The following is an 18,751-nucleotide window of genomic DNA, read 5'->3' on the forward strand; positions in this document are numbered from 1 at the left end:
CTTTCATCATTTTATTCGGCGGCAACCTGAGCCCAGCAATGGATATAGCGCCCTAGCGAGAGATAAGGCTCTTGCTGACACAGGGCTAGCTCCATACTGAGTAGCTCATCAAAGGTGTATTCGCCGACACGGGTATCACGCATATAGTCATGGAAACAGCGCACCCCGCTGCGACCGAGGATGTTTAATCCTTGGTTGGTGAGCCAGCCATAGGCTGTCTCTGGCACAATCCCTTTTTGCGGTTGAAGTTTAAAGCGTTTGCGATAAGGCATACCCTCTTGGATATGACGAATATTTCCGCAAATCAAATTCTTAAACACCAAACCATGATGGTTATAAAACATCAAAGAGAGTATGCCACCGGGTGCAAGCTGTTGGGTGAGATGAGTGACAGCAGATTCTGGGTCTGCGAGCCACTCAACAACGGCATGAAACAAAATTAGATCCACGGGCGCACTCAGGTGCTCGCCAATGGATTGTGCAGGGGCATGAACAAACTCATATTGCTCAGTGAGTCCCGCCTCTGTAACAGCCTCTTTCGCCAAATTTAACATTTGTTCCGAGATGTCACATAAAATGACATGATGGCCCAAAGCGGCGAGACGTTGCGACATCTGCCCCACACCACCGCCTGCATCCAAAATTCGCAGCGGCCGTTTGGGTAAGGTCGCAAGAATCTGCTCTAAGTCGCGCCACAAAACGGCTTGGCGAATATCGCCCTTGCCGGAGCCATAAATGTTTTTGGCAAATTTGTGCGCAATATCGTCGAAATTTCGATCCTGATTCACGTCGCTTTCGTTATCATGTCATGTTACACGTCGCCATTTTGGCATAACATTGGCGAGAATAAAGGCTTGCGCACGCTTTTTGTGCTCAAGTGTCGATTATTCGGACGATTTTGATGTTTGAACTGAAAAAAATACTCTCTGCACTCTTGATGCCGCTCCCAGCCTTGCTTGGTTTGGCACTCATCGGCCTTTATTTGATCTGGTTTACGCGCCATGCCAACTGGGGGCGCTGGATGTTGACCATCTCATGGGTGATGCTTTTTTTACTCTCTTTCCAACCCGTGAGTACCACATTGTTGGCCAGCCAAGAGCGTCAATACCGTGCCTTTATTCCTGATCAAGAACGTATCGATTATGTAATGGTCCTCGGTGAAAGCCATGTGGTGGATAAAGATATTCCGGCCACCTCAGAACTCAGTCGCGCCGCACTGATGCGCTTGATTGAAGGGATTCGAATCTATCGCCTCTATCCGGGCTCTCGTTTGGTGCTCTCTGGCTATGATGGCGGCACTGAAATTAGCCATGCACGAATGATGGCCAAAGTTGCCCTTGAGCTTGGCGTCCCTAAAAGCGATATTTTGCTGCTTGAAACCGCCAAAGATACATGGGAGGAAGCTAACCAAGCGGCCTCTGCTATTGGTGATGCAAAAATTGTACTGGTAACCTCAGCCGTACATATGGAGCGGGCAATCAATGAATTTGAAAACGCAGGTTTGCACCCAATTCCAGCGCCAACCAACTTTTTGGCGCATAAGAACATTAAGCAGCCTTGGGTGAAATACGTGCCAAAACCGCTCTATCTTGAGCAATCCACCACCTATTGGTATGAAACCCTAGGCGGTTGGTGGCGCTTGTTGCGTGACAACACCAATCCACCGGAAGCTGAGCCAGTTGAAGCAAGCCAAATCGATTAGCCGTGTAATCACTCAACTACTCAATACACATTCGAAAAATGCAAAAAGGACGCCAAGGCGTCCTTTTTCATTGCGCAAAATGAAGCGTCAACCGGTTCTCTCAATGACCTATTCAACTCAACCTCTAGCTTATCGGCTTCATTTCCTGTTGCTTCGTTTCTTATTTTCTGGATGCTTGCAAGGCTCGTTTCGTTATTGCAAAACCATTTGCGATTCACTGACGGCTAAAAATGCCTGCGTAATTTGCTGATAGAGTCCATCTGTCCAATCTGGCGCATCATCAGGAACCACCAAAGGTTGCATACGTGGATCCGTAGGCGATATCACCACAGAAATGTTATCGATTCCAATATCACTGGCCAGAACAAAAAGCTGCTCAATGGCTTCATCCCCCATGGCTAAGCAACCTATAGAAACGGCTTTGCCATGGATAAAGATATTACTACCGGGCTCTTGACGCCCCTCTTCTTTGGCTCGCGCCCAGTCAAACTCATTGGGGTAATTGAGCTTCATAGACAGATGATAGGTACTATTTGGATGCAACCAAGTAATACGATAGATCCCTTCTGGCACTTGTCGGTCGCCTTCACGCAATTTCGGTCCGAGCACACCGCTGGCGGCTTTGACGTCAAACTCACGAATAAGATGCCACTGCTGATCCGCATCCTGCGCCCAAAGTGCAAGGCGTTTTTCCGCTTTCACCGCAAGCAGTGCCACCTGTTTACCCGGATAGGCGACCTGCGCTTTTTCATAATAGGGCGCAAGCTTTGCCCGCGCCTTCTCACCATATTGCGCCACCACCTGCGCAACGGTTCGCTTTCCTGTCATCTCTTGCTTCCAAGGCACCCAGTAGGCTCGCCCATAAACATAAAACAAAGCGCTGGCTGCCATGACACCGATAAGACCCAGCCAGATCACCGTTCGCATCTTTGACATCACTAAATATCCCTATTGCTGATGTGGCGCAAATGCTCTCCTATCCCTTCCTTATATTAAATAAAGGTCAATTGCTTCTGTTTTTCTGCCACGTCATCATCATTGATTTCACGCAAAACACGGCATGGATTCCCGACAGCAACGACGCCGGCGGGAATATCGCGTGTCACCACGCTGCCTGCGCCAATCACACTACCTCGTCCAATCGTTACCCCAGGTAAAATCGTCACCTGACCGCCAATCCACACATGATCCTCAATGGTAATAGGCGCTGCGTATTCGTAGGCTTGCCTATCTTGCACGCTCAGCGGGTGAGTTGCTGTAGAGATCAGAACATGAGGTCCAATCAACACCTCATCGCCAATGGTCACGGGCGCGCAATCAAGAATGGTCAAATGATGATTGGCATAGAAAAAACCTTTGAGATGAATGTTAAAGCCGTAATCACAGTAAAAATTTGGCTCCACATAAAAGCCTTGCTCGGTTTGAAAAAGCGCAGCAAGATGCGTGAGCCGCGAATCATCATCGGGCCGCGCATGATTAAAGTGATAACACGCCAGCTTGGCTTTCGCGCGCGCCGCTTTTAGCTCGTCATCCCATGGCTCATAAGGCATTCCTGCGATCATTTTCTCGCGTTGGCTCATGCTCATGCATACATTCCTTTGTAATGGATAGTCATTGCGCGGCTTATTGCTCACTTGTACCAAAGTTCGCTTGCTCAGCAAGTTGATGGAGCACCCTCATCGCTTCTTCACTGCGCGATTCCGGCACGTAAATATGATCATGAAAATAAGCTGCAAGCACATTGGCACTGATCCCCGCCTTGGCTAGAGCGCTCGATACCGCCGCCGTAAGCCCCACGGCTTCAAGGCTAGAGTGCACCGTTAAGGTAATGCAGTGAAACCAAGCTTCCACTTCAAAGCCATAGAGCATCGCCTGTGCATGAGGGACAATCATGGTCAGTCCCTCTTGCTCAAAATAGGTCGCTTTGGGCTCAATCACATGACGAATCGGGTTACTAGGCAACATGGTAATAAAACCATAACGCTCATTATCTAAACTTGGCGCCATACTGGCGAGCAGTTGATTTAAATTGGTTTCCCCGACCATCTCGTTCTCCTTCTGTTTGCAAAGCACTCAAAGTGCAGCCATTAATCGCGCAGTAATTGCCGCGCGATGCGTCTGTAAATATACAATATCATTGAGATAGCTTTGGCTATGACCCTGCGCAATATCCATGCTGAATTTGTCATCGCCCTGCTCTGATTGTGCTTTCATAAATGCCACAAGGCAATGCAACCGCTCAATCATAGTGTTTAGCAAAACAGCACGCTGCTGAGCATTCATACCATAGGCGTTGGCAAATATCAGCGCCCGCTCAATTTGCGCATCTAAATCACCCAAACGGTCCACTTCATGGGTTTTAAAGGGCGCCCAACAATATATCGCATAAGCTAAATCCCAGACGCGCGGCGCGGGATGCGCGGTATCAAAATCATAAACGCCCACCACATTTTCACCTTCGCAGGTCACGTTATAGGGCGCAAAATCGCCATGGCAAATCACCTCCGCTGGCTGACGAGCGGGCAATAGCCAAATCATCTCATCATCCAGCAAGTCAATATAATCAGCTGATGCATCATGAAATTGACGTAATAACATGGCAGCGCTCACCAAGGCTTGCTCGCTGGCGATCGCCCCTTGCAGAGGATAATCATAGGTGGTGCCAGGCACTAAGGTGAGTCGTTCCATCTTTTGGCCATCATGCCATTCAAAGCCCAAGGGCTTGGGTGCATAGGGAAAAGATGACTGTAAATACGTAAGAAAATAATGAACGGTTGGCGAGCTGGAATTTGCGGCGCGCAGTACGGTATGCTGCGACATATGAACTTTTGTCATTTATCTCCTGTTGTCTCACGACAAGTGGTTATTGATGGTTTGAATGATATAAAAAAGAGCGCCATCTTGATGTGATAGCGCTCTGTGATTCTGTAAATGGTATATCTCACTGATTAGGGTTTGAATTGCTGTGATTTTAGTTCGAAGCGTAAATACCGAAGCTCCTTGAGCATATAACCAACCGCTAGAAACAGACTAGACATACAGAGAATCAGTGGTACATACGTAAAGAAATATACCCAGCTATACCAAGGATTCGAGCCCATTGATAGCAATTGCTGAATAAATAAAATCAAGGTAAGTAACATAGAAAAACTAAAAAATAGCGTGCCACAAATGATCAACGCTGCGGGTAAAAAACCTGTTTTTACTTTATCAAATCGAACCGCATCCTGCTTTAGAAGTAATGCTTGATATGCAACCAATGCAGTCTCTTTGCTTTCTGCTTCAATACTATTTTCCACCACAATAAACTCTTGATATTTGAGTAAATTAATTACTTCACCAGCTTTTTCAGACAACAAATCCACAGTGCTATATTCAGTTCCTTTGCGTAAGATGGTGTACATCCCCATGATGCTCTCCTTGCTTCATCTTTTTTGATATGGCGAATGCCCTATGAATAAGCACATGATTTCATGCGTTTCAGAAGAAAAAAAGGGCGGAATCATCGCATTCCGCCCTTTTCAGTTAGCTATCACAACACATTGAAATAAATTGATAAATCAATCCATCTTCGCGCTAATCAATGCGCATTCAATGGCGTCCCAATCACAAGGCTGTGAATGAATCACTTCAATACGTGATTCAAACCCTTCAAGACTCATGGCACTTACCGATAACATGCCATCACTCATATTAAATACCATGCTACCTTCGCAGGTATTGACCACGCCTTTGGCTCGCTCAACGGGCAGTGTACGAAACCACTGGCGTAGCTTTGCTAAATCAAACACAGCCTCAGCACCAAAAATCCAGCCACAGCTGACATAGCCTTGCGCCTGATGCGCTTTACGTACAAACGCTTGATCAGGGGCAAGTGCAAATTGTGGCTCTTGCGCCGCATGTTCATGATGGTGAGCATTTAAATCATGCGCCGGCTGATGAGAACGAATTCGACTCATTTGAATGCGCGGTGTATCAAGAAGGTTTAGTGGCAGCGCACCTTGTGCAATCTGCGCGATATTGGCATGTGGGTGATACTGCATTTGCCAGCCACTGAGCGCTTCAAGTAAATCAGGGCGATAGCAATCACCTTTGCTGGCCACCAAACAATCGGCACTAAGCAGCTGATCAACATAGGGCTGGTGACTGGTATATTGGCTATCAAGCAGATGCCGGGGGTCAACCAAAGCAATGGTGGCACGCAAATCAATATAATCGCGGTACTGCGCCGAGGTTAGCGTGGCGATGACCTGCTGCGGATGGCCAAGCCCCGTGGGCTCAATCAGCAAGCGATCCGGTTTTTGTCGCAGCAATGCGGTGATGCCAACGGACATTGGAACCCCTGCTGTGCAGCACAAGCATCCACCAGGGATCTCCTTAATCATCGCACCTTGCTCGCTCAGCATCGCGCCATCAATACCAATTTCCCCAAACTCATTAACCAATACCGCCCACTTTTCATTGGCCGGTTTATATTTCAGCAAATGAAGAATTGCGGTGGTTTTTCCTACACCAAGAAAGCCGGTGATGATATTGGTGATAACAGCCATGGGGTTACTCTCAAATCAATGACGCTCAAATAATGAAGCGCAAATAAAGACGCGCTTATGATAGCGCGTCTTCTCACAAAATAGAGGCGAAATTACTTTAATCACACACCAACCAGTTCGGTTTTTGGCGTTTGCGCCATGTAGCAAAACGTATTTTGTCATAGCGGTAAAAATTGCGATAAGCCGTGACAGGGTCACCCTTCACTTTATATTGTTCCGGCATCGCTTGTGGAAATTCTGTCAAACCACAAGCTGGGTAGCTAAATTGTGGCGCGAGGATCGCATTGAGCACCGCAATAGATTTGTGATCTTCAGTTTTGTCATAGCGGTATCGATATTCAGCATTGAGCGCTTGTGCAAGCTGCGCGAGCCATAAAAAATTATCGTAGGAGTCTTCTACCCAAAGAACGCTGGGATGCTTTAAATGTGTCGAGCGATAAGGTGCTGCCATCCCTTTTTTATTCAGTGCTGTACAGAGAATTTGCACACTCTCTAATATCATTTTTACCACATGCTGATCGCAATGATACTGCGCGCAGCGTTCAATATTTTCATCCAATACAAAGATATTCATGGCGGCTCCACTTCTCTTTCATCTAAGTATAGTGCGACCGTGAATATGCTCCTTTTCATCACGCTTTGAATTTTTACTTTTAAATCGGTTGGATAACGCCTTTTCCTTATCCTCACCCGTCACCGCCATCACCCTATGATATGATGCCCAGCTTGTGCACTAAAATAAGGATGAACCATGCCACTTCAACGCCAAGCTTTTATCTTAAATGCCTATTTTGGCGAACTTTATGGCATCGCATTTTTCGAAACCATGATGTGCAGCCATCCGCAACTCAACACCATCTGGCAACCTCTACTCGCAATCGAGCAATTCACCGCAGCTCAGCTCAAATCAGCGCTGCCTTTAGATAAAACTGAAGATGCAACCGCAATCAACCAAGCCATTGCCCGTGGTCAAGCGCAAGCTTGCGAATGGAAAAATCTATCTGAGCCACAATTGCTCGACACGCTCATTCGCTGGGTTACCCCTTATGAGCAGCAATATCGTCAATGGCAGCACACCCATCCTGAAGATCGCACGCTTGCACTGATTGCTGATCATGAAACCACCCTTTTTGCTGCGCTTCAGGCAATAAAAAAGGAGCTGTCACCCGCTCCTCTCTACACACAATTTTATCAGCAATATCGCTAGAAATTTTCACATGTCCATATATCAATTTATGGACATGTCGCGTAGCAGCGCTGCTCGTCTTGAATTTCAAACCAGCAAGCTTTTTGATCCGTATAAAAGTGCTGCCACTTTCGTGGCTCAAAGGGCGTATCCAGCGTCCCTAAGGCTATACATTGGTAGGTGTCGCCATACTCTCCCTGAGGCTGCCAAAATAGATTGCTCCCACAATGGCGACAAAAATAACGCGTGGCGTGCATGGTTGCTTGATAACTTTGCATCGCCTCATGACCAAATATCTGTAACTGCTGATGTAGCGCACTGCCAAATGCTAAAAAGGCCGAGCCTGACATTTTCTGGCACAACTGACAGTGGCAATAAACCACATCAGATAAATCGCCATGGACCTGATAGTGCACCGCACCACAATTACAACTTCCGTGATAACACATCGATCTCATCCCCTCGCAACGTGCCCAAAAATATTTTACGCCCACCAATAAAAAACGCCGCGATCAAAGCGGCGTTTTTGAATCGATTTCAAGCTTAATTGGCTTTGGGTATCGCAAGTTGCACGCGATAGACGGTGACGGTACCACTCACCTCGTTACCTACCGCTAAATAGTGCACACCATTGCGACTAAAATACTGCACAGATTCAGGCCCGAGATCACCAGCCGCTGGGTTATAGACGCCATTTTCACAGGCCCCACCATCACTCACTTGCGTACAAACAGGTTGGTTGAAGTCTCGCGCTGAATGATAGGCGACATAACGGCCATGATTGGGATCAGTGACATCATAAATCACAATACCACTTTGACGCTCAAGACCAATAAACAGATACACACGACCATTAATTGACGCCAAGCTTAAAGCTTCTGGCTCAATACCTTTTTCATCACTTCGAGCATCACCTTTGTGATGTGCTCGGTGATCACTATTAAAATGCTCGCGATCATGATGCAGCGCGATACGGGCTAACTCATCGCCACTGTCATACACCAAGGTGCCATCAGTTTTCCAAATGGAAAATGAGCGGCCACCAAAAGCCACAATGGAAGAGCGAACACTGGCCGGTTCCGTTGGGATCACCAATTTAAGACGCCCCAAGGCTTTCGGGTTTTGCAGTTGCGCTTTCAGTGGATGGCCATCTGGCACACTCAAATCGCTACCACGCACCGCATCTGTATGCGCTAAACAGGGGCCAACTTCATTGCGATATCGATTGTCATCTTCATCAATCGACTCACCAAGCCAGTGATAACCTGTATTTTCACAGGCCTGAGGTGTGGTTTGAAATTGATATTCACGCATCTCCCCTTCATTGGCCGTCACCAAATAGGTTTCACCTGCAACCTGATAGCTAAGCAAAGCATCCGGCATATATAAGCTGGTGAGCCCTGGGTAAGTTTTGAGCTGACCAATCACCCCATCTTGATCGGAAGGGTCCAGCCTTGCTTGATGCCATGATTTTTCACCTAAAGGAAAAATACTGACCACATGTTTTTGGCCAATATCAATTTTTGCAATGGCGTTATTCTCTTGTAGCGCCACATAGAGAAAACCATCCTCTGCAAAGGTAAGATATTCTGGCTCTAAATCTTGCGCAACAGAGGCATTTGGCCCACTAATACGGACTTTGCTATCCAACTCTTGGTAGCGACTGGCATCGATATTAAAGTCTCGAAAACTAATTTCATTGACCGATGCTTGCATCGGCCCCTTGGTTAAATCAACCAGCGTAACACTGCCCTGTGGATCTTGACTGTAATCATCACTGGGCTGGCCTTCATTGGCGCTAGCAAGGTAACTACCATCCGCTGAAAATTGCACCATATCTGGCAATGCACCGGCACGATAGGTCGTTACCAGCGCCTGGGTATCAGAACGATAAAGCGCAATGATGCCGCGCTGCTGCGGATCTTGATGAGCAATCGACACAGCCAGTAAACCGCGATGCGCGGCAACACTGGTCGCAGCCCCTAGCGGAATCCCTGCATGTTTTGCCGCCACGGACAAAGAAAGATCACCAAGCGGCTGCGGTGCACCGTTACGATCAAAGCGGAAACGATCCACTCTTTTGGCTTGCGAATTCACCACTAATAATTGATCGCTACACGCATCATAAGCCACGACTTCAGCAGCAGACTGATCAAAAGGTGTATGAGCAATACTGCGCCCCACTTTTTCAATACCAATGACATAACCCGACTCCACCGGAATGGGCTGCTCAGGCTGGCATTGAATGGTGATTTTTTGTGGTGCTGGAACTTCAGCCGTCACCGTTGGCTCATGCGTCTGAGGCTCACAGCCCATGAGCATCAGCCCAGCTAGACTCAATAACGAGAGTTTTGCTCTAGGAGATGAGCGAACCATAGAGACACCGCAGCAAACGTCGCCGCGAGAAAGAGAAATTGGTAGCAATGTCCTGCGCATGGTTTTTCCTTGCGTGGCAAAATAAGCAGCTAAAGCTAGCGCTATTTCGACAGAAGATGAGTCATCATTCATTAAATCTAGAGGTGCCTCGCGCCATGACGAGGGTTAATCCTGAAAATGCGAGATACCTCGTAACAATTTTAGGCGTATTTTCATTCATTTGAGCACAAAACAGCTAACAAATTAGACAAATCACTAAACCACCACTAAAACCCTTTTAAATTCATCGCTTTATCTATATGATGCGCACAGTTAAATGATTTTATTTAAATAATCACTTGAAATTTAAGGAGATTTTGTGCGTATTTTCCGTTTGATGGCAATCTTGGTCGCAACTTTATTAACAGCCTGTGCAACCACATCCAACCCACCAATTTATGCCAGCAAAAATGACATTGCCAACTGGACACTCCAACAGCAGCAAGCTTACGCACTCGGTTTCGAAATGGTTTCAGATACCAGCCTGCAACAGGACAATGCAAACAAGCGCCAAGAGTTTCTCGACAGCCTCACGAAATCTACTTCAATTTTAGCTGAGCTGAAAAAAGCAGGATTTGAGCCAAAAGATGTCGCGCTGATCAAGGCGAATTGGCATGCGGCAGATCAGACTGTACGTATGATGTCTGAAACTGCAACGCTTGAACTACTTGAAAGTAACGCAGAGCAAGTAGCGACCGTCTCACTTACCTCATACCTAGCCCCCGCTTACCTTGAGGCCATTGATCTTTCTGTTGAGCAAGGGATGCCGATTGTAATGCTAGGCATGATTGATGCGGGCACAGGCAATGCAAGCAAGCTATCTGCAATTGAAAGTGAAGCGGTTCAACAATCACTCAATGAATTAGATGACAGCTTTTTCAATCAATTTGTCATGTCGTTCATGCCTTATATGGCGCAATTCACTCAGCTAACAGAAGCGCCGTAATTGACGTCAATTTCCTGTTACTTTTTAAAAAAACGCGCCTTAGCGCGTTTTTTTTGCTTAAGTTGCTCGCAATTTTAAGTTGAGAAGATTAGCGTTGATGATAGCTGCAATCTTTCTAAGCAGGATGAATGATGAAATCATATCGCCGCACTTTGATTGTCTTTCTTCTCTCCCTTCTCTTTCTAGGGTGCCAACACGCGCCAGATACCCCCTTAAAAACCAACGTTGCAGCACCTTCACATTCAGCACTATCTACCAATTGGCATATTGATTACGCCATGGGGCAAAATAAACAGCAACTCTATCAACAGCGCAGCTCTCTTGAGATGCAAAGTTTGGAATGGATGCATAGCATCTTGCTCGGTGCCTACATTCTCAACCAACAAATTTCTGAATATGCAGGGGCCGAGCAGGCTTATCTTGCCGAGCATGCGGCCACGATCAATCAAGCGCTACAAAACGCATTAGAGTCATTGGACACACAACTGATGCAACCCATCGCAATTGATGGACTATCCCCCACAATTCAGCGTCAGTGGCAAATTGAATCCATGAGCTTGCTGCTTTCGATGCACTATCTCTATGAAATTCACAGCGAACTCCCGAGCAAAAGCCACCCCAATTTCTCTGCCTTTCTTGATGGCTTTTTACAGCCTGCATTAGCCACCCCAATTTCTCTGCCTTTCTTGATGGCTTTTTACAGCCTGCATTAGCCACCCCTTATGCGCTATCCAGCGCTCAAGAAAAAGCGGTCAATCATGCGTTTCTTGCGCTCGACCAGCAAGAGATGACCGCCCGTTATACTGACCTGATCGCCAATATTCAGTCTCTCCTCGACCAGAAAATATAAAATCAAACACACCAAGAAAACACTTTATTTTCAATTGGTTAAATCAAAATCCCTTGCATTCTATTCTGCAGCTTTGTAATCTTTGATTATTCAAATAAATCAAAGAGATAAGCATGAACCAGCACAAAGACACCGATGCTTTGACGCAAGTCCGTTGTCACGACTTACCCGCCAAGGTCTATATTCCACTGGATACCATCAAATCCCCTGCTACCCGCCTTGCCACAACCATTCATTATATGGGTCTGGCAATCGCCTTGATTGGTTTTGGCTTTGTGCTATTTGGTCCTGAAACCATCTATTACAACCGCCTACAAGGCATGAGCTTTATCCAATATTGGCAAGCCTATCCTGGCCCAATCGCATCGGTGGGAATGCTCATTGCCGTCATTGGTGGAAAGATGGCAAGCTCACTTTGCGAAAGCGCGCAAAAACAAGCCATTGAAATGATTGAAGCTGCCATTCAAATTGAAGACAGTGAGCTTCCGCAAGGACATAAAGTGAATATGGACGAACTGAAAACCAACCACTTTTGGATCTCTTTCGTCGAAGATAGTGAAGCGAACGAAGAAGCGAACAAAACCGCGGAAAAGCTAGAGAATCCCAAACAAGAAAAACAAGAGCCACCACTGATTGGCTAAATAAAGTAAAAATAAAAAACCCAAGTAAATACTTGGGCTTTCTGGATTGTGCTTCATGGCACTGATTACAGACGAATCGTTACAGCTATTTTTGCTGGTTTGCGAGCAATTGGGTCACAAATTCAGGTACCAGCGCAGTTGCACTGCCCTGCTGATGCTCATCAAAAGCGCTATTCACTGCGCTAGGCTCTAAATTCAGCTCCACCGTACGCGCACCATGTAGGCTTGCTTCTCGCACAAATCCTGCGGCGGGATAGACATGACCGGAGGTGCCAATGGAGATAAAGAGATCGGCGCTTCTCAGAGCACTAGCAATTCGGTCCATTTCAAAGGGGATTTCGCCAAACCACACAATATGTGGCCTTAGCGTTTGTGCTGGCGTACAGCACTCACAGACAGTCTCAGGCAAAATCGGGCCTTGCCAATCATAAACCCGCTCTGAATGGCAGCAGCGAACTTTCAACAGCTCGCCATGCATGTGAATCACATTTTTGCTGCCTGCACGCTCATGTAGATTATCGATATTTTGAGTGATCACCAATACCTCACCATCAAACGCTTGTTCCAATTGAGCAAGGGCAAGGTGCGCGGCATTGGGCTGAATATCTGGCTGCTGTAAATGAGCGCGGCGATCATTGTAAAAACGCTGGACTAAAGTTGGATTTCGCTCAAAACCTTCAGGCGTCGCGACATCGTCAACGCGATGATTTTCCCACAAGCCATCGGCGGCGCGAAATGTTTGAATGCCTGATTCTGCGGAGATCCCCGCGCCCGTTAACACCACGATACGATTGATTTGTGAATACATGAATGCTTGAATACCTGAGCCAATAAAGAGCGTTAGTGTGCCATAATCATCGCATGCTCGCGCCCAATTCCGATAAAAAGAGCGGTCTATGTCAAACCCCGAAATGCATCAAGCACACAATCCATTTTCTCAAGCCTTGCAAGCGAACAACCAAAATCTACCCTGGCTCATTTTAGCGGGCGGTCGCGCGACCCGTATGGGCGGTGTAGATAAAGGCTTAGTAAAGCTCGGCGCACACCCCTTAATTATGCACAGCATGACGATTTTGCGTGCACAGGGCGCTGCAGTGGTGATCAATGCCAATCGAAATATCAGTGACTATCAAGCTATGGCGCCTTGTATTTGCGATCAACATATTGGCCAAGAAATTCAATTCGATGGCCCTTTAGCGGGCATTGCTGCAGGTCTTGCTCAACTACCGGATGATCAAGAGTGGATGGGCTTTAGCCCCTGCGATTGCCCTAATCTGCCGCAAAATTTAATCGCACGTTTAAATGCAGCTAAGCCCGTGCAAGCGCCGCCACTTTGGGTGCTTTGCCATGATGGTGAACAAAGTCAGCATGGTGTGGGCTTGGTCCATCGCAGTATTCTTCCCACCTTGCAAAAAGCACTGACGGAAGGCGAGCGACGCCTTGCCAAATTTCAACACCTCACCGGTGCTTGCTATGTGGATTTTTCAGATACGCCAAAAAGCTTTATCAATCTCAATAGCACGCATGAATTGTCACAATGGCAATCGGATCATCGAGCATAAAAAGTGCGCTAGTCGCACTTTGTCGATAGCACCACATTAATGCCCAGTACTTTTAGAGAACAGTTGGATCACTAAGACGCCTGCGACAATAAGGCTCATGCCAACCACTGCGGCTAAATCTGGTATCTGCCGATATACAGCCGCAGCCACTAAGGTAATCAATACGATGCCCACCCCAGCCCAAATTGCATAAGCCACACCCACATCAATGGTTTTCAGCGAGACGCTTAAGCAATAAAAGGATGTGGCATAGCCCAACACCACCAAAAAACTTGGTAGCAATTTGGTAAATGAGTCCGATGCTTTGAGCGCACTGGTTGCAACTACCTCAGCCATAATCGCAATCGCTAAATAGACATAATGCACGTCACTGTCCTTATCATTTCACACAATTTGGCCTGTATTGTACGCCAAGCTCGCACCTTCATTGCGAGCAATGATGACATCTAGTCATTTTTGCAAATCAGGCTCGCAGATTACGTCTTAATATTGTTGATTCCTATTCTCAATTGATACAAATCAATCAAGCTAACACGGCGATATTTTAAGGTTTTGCGCAGCAGAATATTTTGATTTATCGAATAGAGAGCAGCCAAGGATGGATATGCGCAGTAGTCTTTTCATTTTCCTATGGGCGGCATGTTGCCCAATCAGTCATGCCGAGGAGCCCGTGCGCATTTACGAGGCTTATTTTCAAATTCAAACCAAGGCCAAAGAAGAAAATAGCAAATCCCTCTCTTTTTTATCCAATGGCGATCAGATTTTGACCGACAAAAATGGCCCTGTCATTAAAACCAATGATGGGGTTTATATCAGAACGCAAAATGCCGTCGATGAATACATCAAAAACAGTCCCGCCTTGGTGATTCGCACCCTATATTCAGATTCCTTTAGTACTATTGATTTTAATCACATGCTGATTACCCGCCCTACCGAGGTCTTATCCGGTGCAAAAATCCAACTGATTTATGATAACTATGGTCAAGTCATTCAAACCATTGATAGCGCAGGCCCAGGACGAACACGTACCCATCGCTATGATAAGCAAGGACAGCTTATTGAAACCCATGACTCGCTAGTCGGTATCATTCACCATTGTTATCGCAAAGATTGCGATAGAGATGCCCCTTTATTAGTGGAGAAATTTGATGGCACTGAAGTTTATATGACCCGTGATGAGCTGAACTATATGGCTGCATTTCGGCAAAAATAATAACTCAACCACAATCCCAACCTGACCTGTGCTCCATGCGGCATACGGTGCACTTGTTTTTCTCACGCAGCGCTCTATGATTTGAGGCAATTGCTCGCCTCAATGTGCCCGACATGCCGCATTCACACCGAAAATCGCCAAAAAAACACGCCAAAACCAGTCAACAAAGCGAGAAGCAAAGCGTAAATCCGGCCGAACGACTCAGCCGCCGTTTAGCCCGTGAACACCGAACTTTTGTTTACATGACACAACTTTATTGCCATAAACATCACCAACACCCCTTAGGCAGTCTCTGTGATGCCTGTGCCTCCTTAATGGCGTACGCAGCGCAAAAACTGGATCGCTGTCCCTATGGCGATGACAAACCCACCTGTGTCAAATGCCCCATCCATTGCTATAAAGCGAAAGAGCGTGAACAATCACGAGAAATCATGCGATATTCAGGGCCACGGATGTTAGTGCGCCATCCAATTCTTGCTATTTTGCATCTGATTGATGGACGTCAGCCAGTCCCTGAGCAACCCTCAATGCGCAGTAATCGTCAGCGCAGAAAAGCGGAAAAGAAATCCTAATAGATCCTTCAATGTTCATTTTTTGCATCGCATTTTGGAGACAAAACAGCGATAGATTGTTTGAACTCAAACTTTTTTAGGCATTTTTGCGTGTTTTGTGGGAGAATTAAATCATCACCTGCTCAATAGCAGGTTTTTTTATGATTGAAGGATCCCCTATGTCGATTAAAACCGAGTCCGTTCGAACCCCTTCCGCACAGGCGCCACCGCCAAAAAATACCCCACAAAAAATTGATCGTCCGGTATTCTTCCTCTCAGGCGGCTTGCTGATCCTGTTCTCCTTAATGACACTGCTCAACCTTGAGTTAGTGACCACGCTGGTCAATCAAAGCTTTCAATTTGCCATTCACTATTTTGGCGCATTCTGGCAGCTTTTATTGCTCATCACCTTTTTTATCGCCCTCTATCTTGGCTTGTCACACACCGGCGATGTTCGTCTTGGCAACTGTAAGGCACCTGAACTACCCACCTTTCAATGGATGGCGATCATCATGTGTACCTTACTGGCCGGCGGCGGTGTTTTTTGGGCAGCCGCAGAGCCCATGGCGCACTTTCTCTCTACGCCGCCACTTTATGATGCACAAAACGCCTCGGTGCTTGATCATGCCCATCAAGCACTTGCGCAAAGCTTTATGCACTGGGGCTTTTTAGCCTGGGCCATTTTAGGAAGCTTAACCGGTATCGTCTTGATGCATCTACACTACGACAAAGGACTACCACTCAAGCCGCGAACCTTGCTCTACCCCATCTTTGGCGACTATGTGATGAAAAGCTGGCTAGGCACTGTTGTTGATGCCTCATGCGTGTTAGCGGTGGTTGCTGGTACTGTAGGCCCCATTGGCTTTTTGGGTCTACAAGTGAGCTATGGCCTTGCTGAGCTTTTCTCTTTAAGTGATACGCTTGCGCTGCAATGCACTGTGATTGGTGGTTTGACACTCATTTATGTCATTTCATCGGTCTCAGGGGTTACCCGTGGCATTCAATTACTCAGCCGATTTAACGTTATTTTGGCGATGTTTTTGGTTGCCTTTATCTTCTTTTTTGGCCCCACTGAATTCATTGTGGATTCATTTGTCGCAAGCTTTGGGATTTATCTGGATCAATTTATTCCCATGGCAACCTATCGCAATGATGGCCAATGGCTTGGATGGTGGACGGTCTTTTTCTGGGGCTGGTTCTTAGGCTATGGTCCGCTGATGGCGATGTTTGTTGCGCGCATCTCACGCGGACGCACCATTCGTCAGCTGATTAGCTTAATTGCTATTCTGGCTCCCATCATGACCTGTTTCTGGTTTACTGTGATTGGTGGGACTGGCATCGCCTTTGAAATCAGCGATCCGGGTGTTATTTCAGAGCCCTTCACTGGCTTAAATCTACCCGCAGCGCTACTCGCGATGACCGCACAACTGCCGCTGGGCTATTGGATCTCCATCCTCTTTTTACTGCTCACCACGATTTTTGTGGCAACGACTGGTGATTCCATGACCTATGCCGTATCCATGGTGATGACGGGTGACGATCACCCGAATAGTGGGATCCGCGTGTTTTGGGGCGTGATCATGGGCGTCATGGCAATGCTACTCATCTCCGTGGGCCAAGGTGGCATTAGTGCGCTGCAATCCTTCATTGTGGTCACAGCCGTTCCCGTATCTTTTGTGTTATTACCCAGCTTATGGGCCGCGCCAAAGATGGCACTGGACATGAAAAAAGCACAGCAGCTAAAACACTAGGCCAAGGCACTAGCTCAAGATACTCAGTCAAAGTGCCTAGAACAGAAACAACTCTGAAGAAACAAAAAGCCACCCTTATCGGTGGCTTTTTTTTAATCAAATAGCATGCATTCCTGCATCACTCAGATTCGATTCGCTTAGATATAGTATGCTTCAACGGTGCCTTTTAGCTTCACAAGCATTGGCTGACCAAGGCGATCACGCGCTTTTGGTGAAGGGATTTTAATCCAACCTTCACTGATGCAGTATTCCTCAACATCCGTGCGCTCTTTGCCGTTAAAACGAATGCCAATTTCATGCTCAAAGCACTCTTTTACAAAAAATGGGCTGCGCGGATTGCCAGATAGGTGATCAGGCAGTGCTGGTTTATCGCTCATGTTTTATTCTCATGGGTGGTATTGAAATCGGCGCTCATTGTAGACAATGCATCTAACGCACTCAACTCTCATCGTATCGCTTCTTTGAACCATATCGCCAATGCCAGGCGGCCATCAGATAAAACCACGGATAGCGTGGTTTTATCTGGGGTAATTCAAGCTCGCGGATTATCAATATTCGGTAATCAAATAACGCACAAGGGTTTGCTCTGGACCTTGATAAGTACTGGTTTTCTTACTGCCATCGGCAAGGAATTCATGGTGTATTTGAGAGCTATAGTGCGGCATCAATGCGTTTTCATTGATGATGTTTGATAAGGTGCCGTTTGCCGCATACTGAAAATGCGACACCATGGTGAGCTGACCCGCATCATCATAGCTTTTTGTTTCGAGTAACCGCTGCGCGGCATCATAGAGATTCACCGAGCGCCCTAACAAAGTGTCAGTGCCTGCATTGAAAGTCGATACAATCTCTATATTCGGCTCAGGGCGGCTAAAACGCATCTCATAATCGGACAGAGGAGCGTTCACATAAGACTCACGGATACGCATGAGCTGTCCATTGGCATCATAATCGTAGGCGGTGATCATCATGAGCTCATCGCCATCATAGGATTGAATTTCAAGCGGATTACCCTGCGCGTCATACTGCGTTTGTTGATAGCTGAGCAACTGATCGTTATGGGCAAGATAGCTCATGACCTTTTCACTGCCGCTAGCTGTGCGCTCATACACAAGGTAACTATCGGATTGCGGCTCTTTCGGATAATGCTGACGACTGACCACCAACTCACCCGCATCATTGTATTCCTGATGGGTGACTTGCGTCAGTTCCCCCTGCGCATCAAAATAGGAAATCTGTCGAATAGGCGGCTCTTGATTCGAGTCAAGTTGCGCGTGCTCTGATTGAGATGTTGTCTGACAGCCGGTAAACATCATCACGGCCATCAATAGCCAAGCGCGATTCAATCCATGTTTCATATTCATCATCCCTAGATAAACAAATA

Annotated in this window: 23 protein-coding genes; 9 read left to right on the forward strand and 14 right to left on the reverse strand. The window is 46.8% G+C overall.

The features are described 5' to 3' along the window. Positions 1–11: 11 nt before the first annotated feature. Complete coding sequence (gene cmoM, locus L9P36_RS07360) at positions 12–788, reverse strand: tRNA uridine 5-oxyacetic acid(34) methyltransferase CmoM (protein ID WP_237466064.1); 777 nt, start codon at positions 786–788, stop codon at positions 12–14. A gap of 113 nt (positions 789–901) precedes the next feature. On the opposite strand from cmoM, the gene elyC reads away from it, so the two are divergent. After that, positions 902–1,702, forward strand: coding sequence for an envelope biogenesis factor ElyC (gene elyC, locus L9P36_RS07365; protein ID WP_237466065.1), 801 nt, complete (start codon positions 902–904; stop codon positions 1,700–1,702). Positions 1,703–1,894: 192 nt separating this feature from the next. Here the strand turns inward: elyC and L9P36_RS07370 are convergent, their stop codons facing one another. The 7 genes from L9P36_RS07370 to L9P36_RS07400 form a co-directional block, all read right to left on the reverse strand. Next, positions 1,895–2,638 carry a L,D-transpeptidase family protein gene (locus L9P36_RS07370; RefSeq protein ID WP_237466066.1) on the reverse strand — a complete coding sequence of 248 codons (744 nt, stop codon included), beginning with the start codon at positions 2,636–2,638 and terminating at the stop codon, positions 1,895–1,897. A 56-nt stretch (positions 2,639–2,694) separates the two neighbouring features. Continuing rightward, positions 2,695–3,282 (reverse strand): sugar O-acetyltransferase, encoded by a 588-nt coding sequence (locus L9P36_RS07375; RefSeq protein ID WP_237467884.1) that lies wholly within the window; start codon positions 3,280–3,282, stop codon positions 2,695–2,697. Positions 3,283–3,325: 43 nt separating this feature from the next. Then, positions 3,326–3,748, reverse strand: coding sequence for an ACT domain-containing protein (locus L9P36_RS07380; protein ID WP_237466067.1), 423 nt, complete (start codon positions 3,746–3,748; stop codon positions 3,326–3,328). Positions 3,749–3,775: 27 nt separating this feature from the next. Continuing rightward, entirely contained in the window at positions 3,776–4,537 is a 762-nt protein-coding gene (locus L9P36_RS07385) for a phosphotransferase (RefSeq protein WP_237466068.1), read from the reverse strand. Positions 4,538–4,650: 113 nt separating this feature from the next. Next, positions 4,651–5,112 (reverse strand): hypothetical protein, encoded by a 462-nt coding sequence (locus L9P36_RS07390; RefSeq protein ID WP_237466069.1) that lies wholly within the window; start codon positions 5,110–5,112, stop codon positions 4,651–4,653. Between the two features lie 150 nt (positions 5,113–5,262). Then, on the reverse strand, positions 5,263–6,252 hold the full coding sequence (locus L9P36_RS07395) for a CobW family GTP-binding protein (RefSeq protein ID WP_237466070.1): 990 nt from the start codon (positions 6,250–6,252) through the stop codon (positions 5,263–5,265). 97 nt (positions 6,253–6,349) lie between these two features. Further along, entirely contained in the window at positions 6,350–6,826 is a 477-nt protein-coding gene (locus L9P36_RS07400) for a pyrimidine dimer DNA glycosylase/endonuclease V (RefSeq protein WP_237466071.1), read from the reverse strand. Positions 6,827–7,003: 177 nt separating this feature from the next. On the opposite strand from L9P36_RS07400, the gene L9P36_RS07405 reads away from it, so the two are divergent. After that, on the forward strand, positions 7,004–7,459 hold the full coding sequence (locus L9P36_RS07405) for a hypothetical protein (protein WP_237466072.1): 456 nt from the start codon (positions 7,004–7,006) through the stop codon (positions 7,457–7,459). Positions 7,460–7,485: 26 nt separating this feature from the next. Here L9P36_RS07405 and L9P36_RS07410 read toward each other — a convergent pair whose 3' ends face one another. Next, positions 7,486–7,887, reverse strand: coding sequence for a GFA family protein (locus L9P36_RS07410; RefSeq protein ID WP_237466073.1), 402 nt, complete (start codon positions 7,885–7,887; stop codon positions 7,486–7,488). 94 nt (positions 7,888–7,981) lie between these two features. Further along, positions 7,982–9,814, reverse strand: a complete 1,833-nt coding sequence (locus L9P36_RS07415) for a choice-of-anchor I family protein (protein WP_435532770.1) — start codon at positions 9,812–9,814, stop codon at positions 7,982–7,984. 358 nt (positions 9,815–10,172) lie between these two features. On the opposite strand from L9P36_RS07415, the gene L9P36_RS07420 reads away from it, so the two are divergent. From L9P36_RS07420 to L9P36_RS07430, 3 genes are all read left to right on the forward strand, one after another. After that, positions 10,173–10,799, forward strand: coding sequence for a hypothetical protein (locus L9P36_RS07420; protein WP_237466075.1), 627 nt, complete (start codon positions 10,173–10,175; stop codon positions 10,797–10,799). Between the two features lie 128 nt (positions 10,800–10,927). Further along, complete coding sequence (locus tag L9P36_RS07425; RefSeq protein WP_237466076.1) at positions 10,928–11,512, forward strand: hypothetical protein; 585 nt, start codon at positions 10,928–10,930, stop codon at positions 11,510–11,512. Positions 11,513–11,762: 250 nt separating this feature from the next. Beyond that, positions 11,763–12,290: a hypothetical protein gene (locus L9P36_RS07430; RefSeq protein WP_237466077.1), complete on the forward strand. Its 528-nt coding sequence runs from the start codon at positions 11,763–11,765 to the stop codon at positions 12,288–12,290. An 85-nt stretch (positions 12,291–12,375) separates the two neighbouring features. On the opposite strand, the gene cobB is transcribed toward L9P36_RS07430, so the two are convergent. Beyond that, entirely contained in the window at positions 12,376–13,098 is a 723-nt protein-coding gene (gene cobB / locus L9P36_RS07435) for a Sir2 family NAD+-dependent deacetylase (protein WP_237466078.1), read from the reverse strand. A gap of 88 nt (positions 13,099–13,186) precedes the next feature. Between cobB and mobA the strand changes: the two genes are divergently transcribed. Continuing rightward, positions 13,187–13,852 (forward strand): molybdenum cofactor guanylyltransferase MobA, encoded by a 666-nt coding sequence (gene mobA, locus L9P36_RS07440; RefSeq protein WP_237466079.1) that lies wholly within the window; start codon positions 13,187–13,189, stop codon positions 13,850–13,852. A gap of 36 nt (positions 13,853–13,888) precedes the next feature. On the opposite strand, the gene L9P36_RS07445 is transcribed toward mobA, so the two are convergent. After that, positions 13,889–14,218: a DMT family transporter gene (locus L9P36_RS07445; protein ID WP_290368682.1), complete on the reverse strand. Its 330-nt coding sequence runs from the start codon at positions 14,216–14,218 to the stop codon at positions 13,889–13,891. A 238-nt stretch (positions 14,219–14,456) separates the two neighbouring features. On the opposite strand from L9P36_RS07445, the gene L9P36_RS07450 reads away from it, so the two are divergent. From L9P36_RS07450 to L9P36_RS07460, 3 genes are all read left to right on the forward strand, one after another. Further along, entirely contained in the window at positions 14,457–15,065 is a 609-nt protein-coding gene (locus L9P36_RS07450; RefSeq protein ID WP_237466080.1) for an RHS repeat domain-containing protein, read from the forward strand. Between the two features lie 113 nt (positions 15,066–15,178). After that, the gene (locus L9P36_RS07455; RefSeq protein ID WP_290368683.1) at positions 15,179–15,637 is read left to right on the forward strand and encodes a nitrous oxide-stimulated promoter family protein; all 459 of its coding nucleotides are present in this window, start codon (positions 15,179–15,181) and stop codon (positions 15,635–15,637) included. A gap of 158 nt (positions 15,638–15,795) precedes the next feature. Further along, positions 15,796–17,367 (forward strand): BCCT family transporter, encoded by a 1,572-nt coding sequence (locus L9P36_RS07460; protein ID WP_237466081.1) that lies wholly within the window; start codon positions 15,796–15,798, stop codon positions 17,365–17,367. A 137-nt stretch (positions 17,368–17,504) separates the two neighbouring features. Here L9P36_RS07460 and L9P36_RS07465 read toward each other — a convergent pair whose 3' ends face one another. Both L9P36_RS07465 and L9P36_RS07470 read right to left on the reverse strand, forming a co-directional pair. Continuing rightward, positions 17,505–17,744, reverse strand: coding sequence for a DUF3297 family protein (locus L9P36_RS07465; RefSeq protein WP_237466082.1), 240 nt, complete (start codon positions 17,742–17,744; stop codon positions 17,505–17,507). A 171-nt stretch (positions 17,745–17,915) separates the two neighbouring features. Beyond that, positions 17,916–18,725 carry a hypothetical protein gene (locus L9P36_RS07470; protein WP_237466083.1) on the reverse strand — a complete coding sequence of 270 codons (810 nt, stop codon included), beginning with the start codon at positions 18,723–18,725 and terminating at the stop codon, positions 17,916–17,918. Positions 18,726–18,751: the final 26 nt, after the last annotated feature.

The organism is Vibrio stylophorae, assembly GCF_921293875.1.
GTDB lineage: Bacteria > Pseudomonadota > Gammaproteobacteria > Enterobacterales > Vibrionaceae > Vibrio_A > Vibrio_A stylophorae.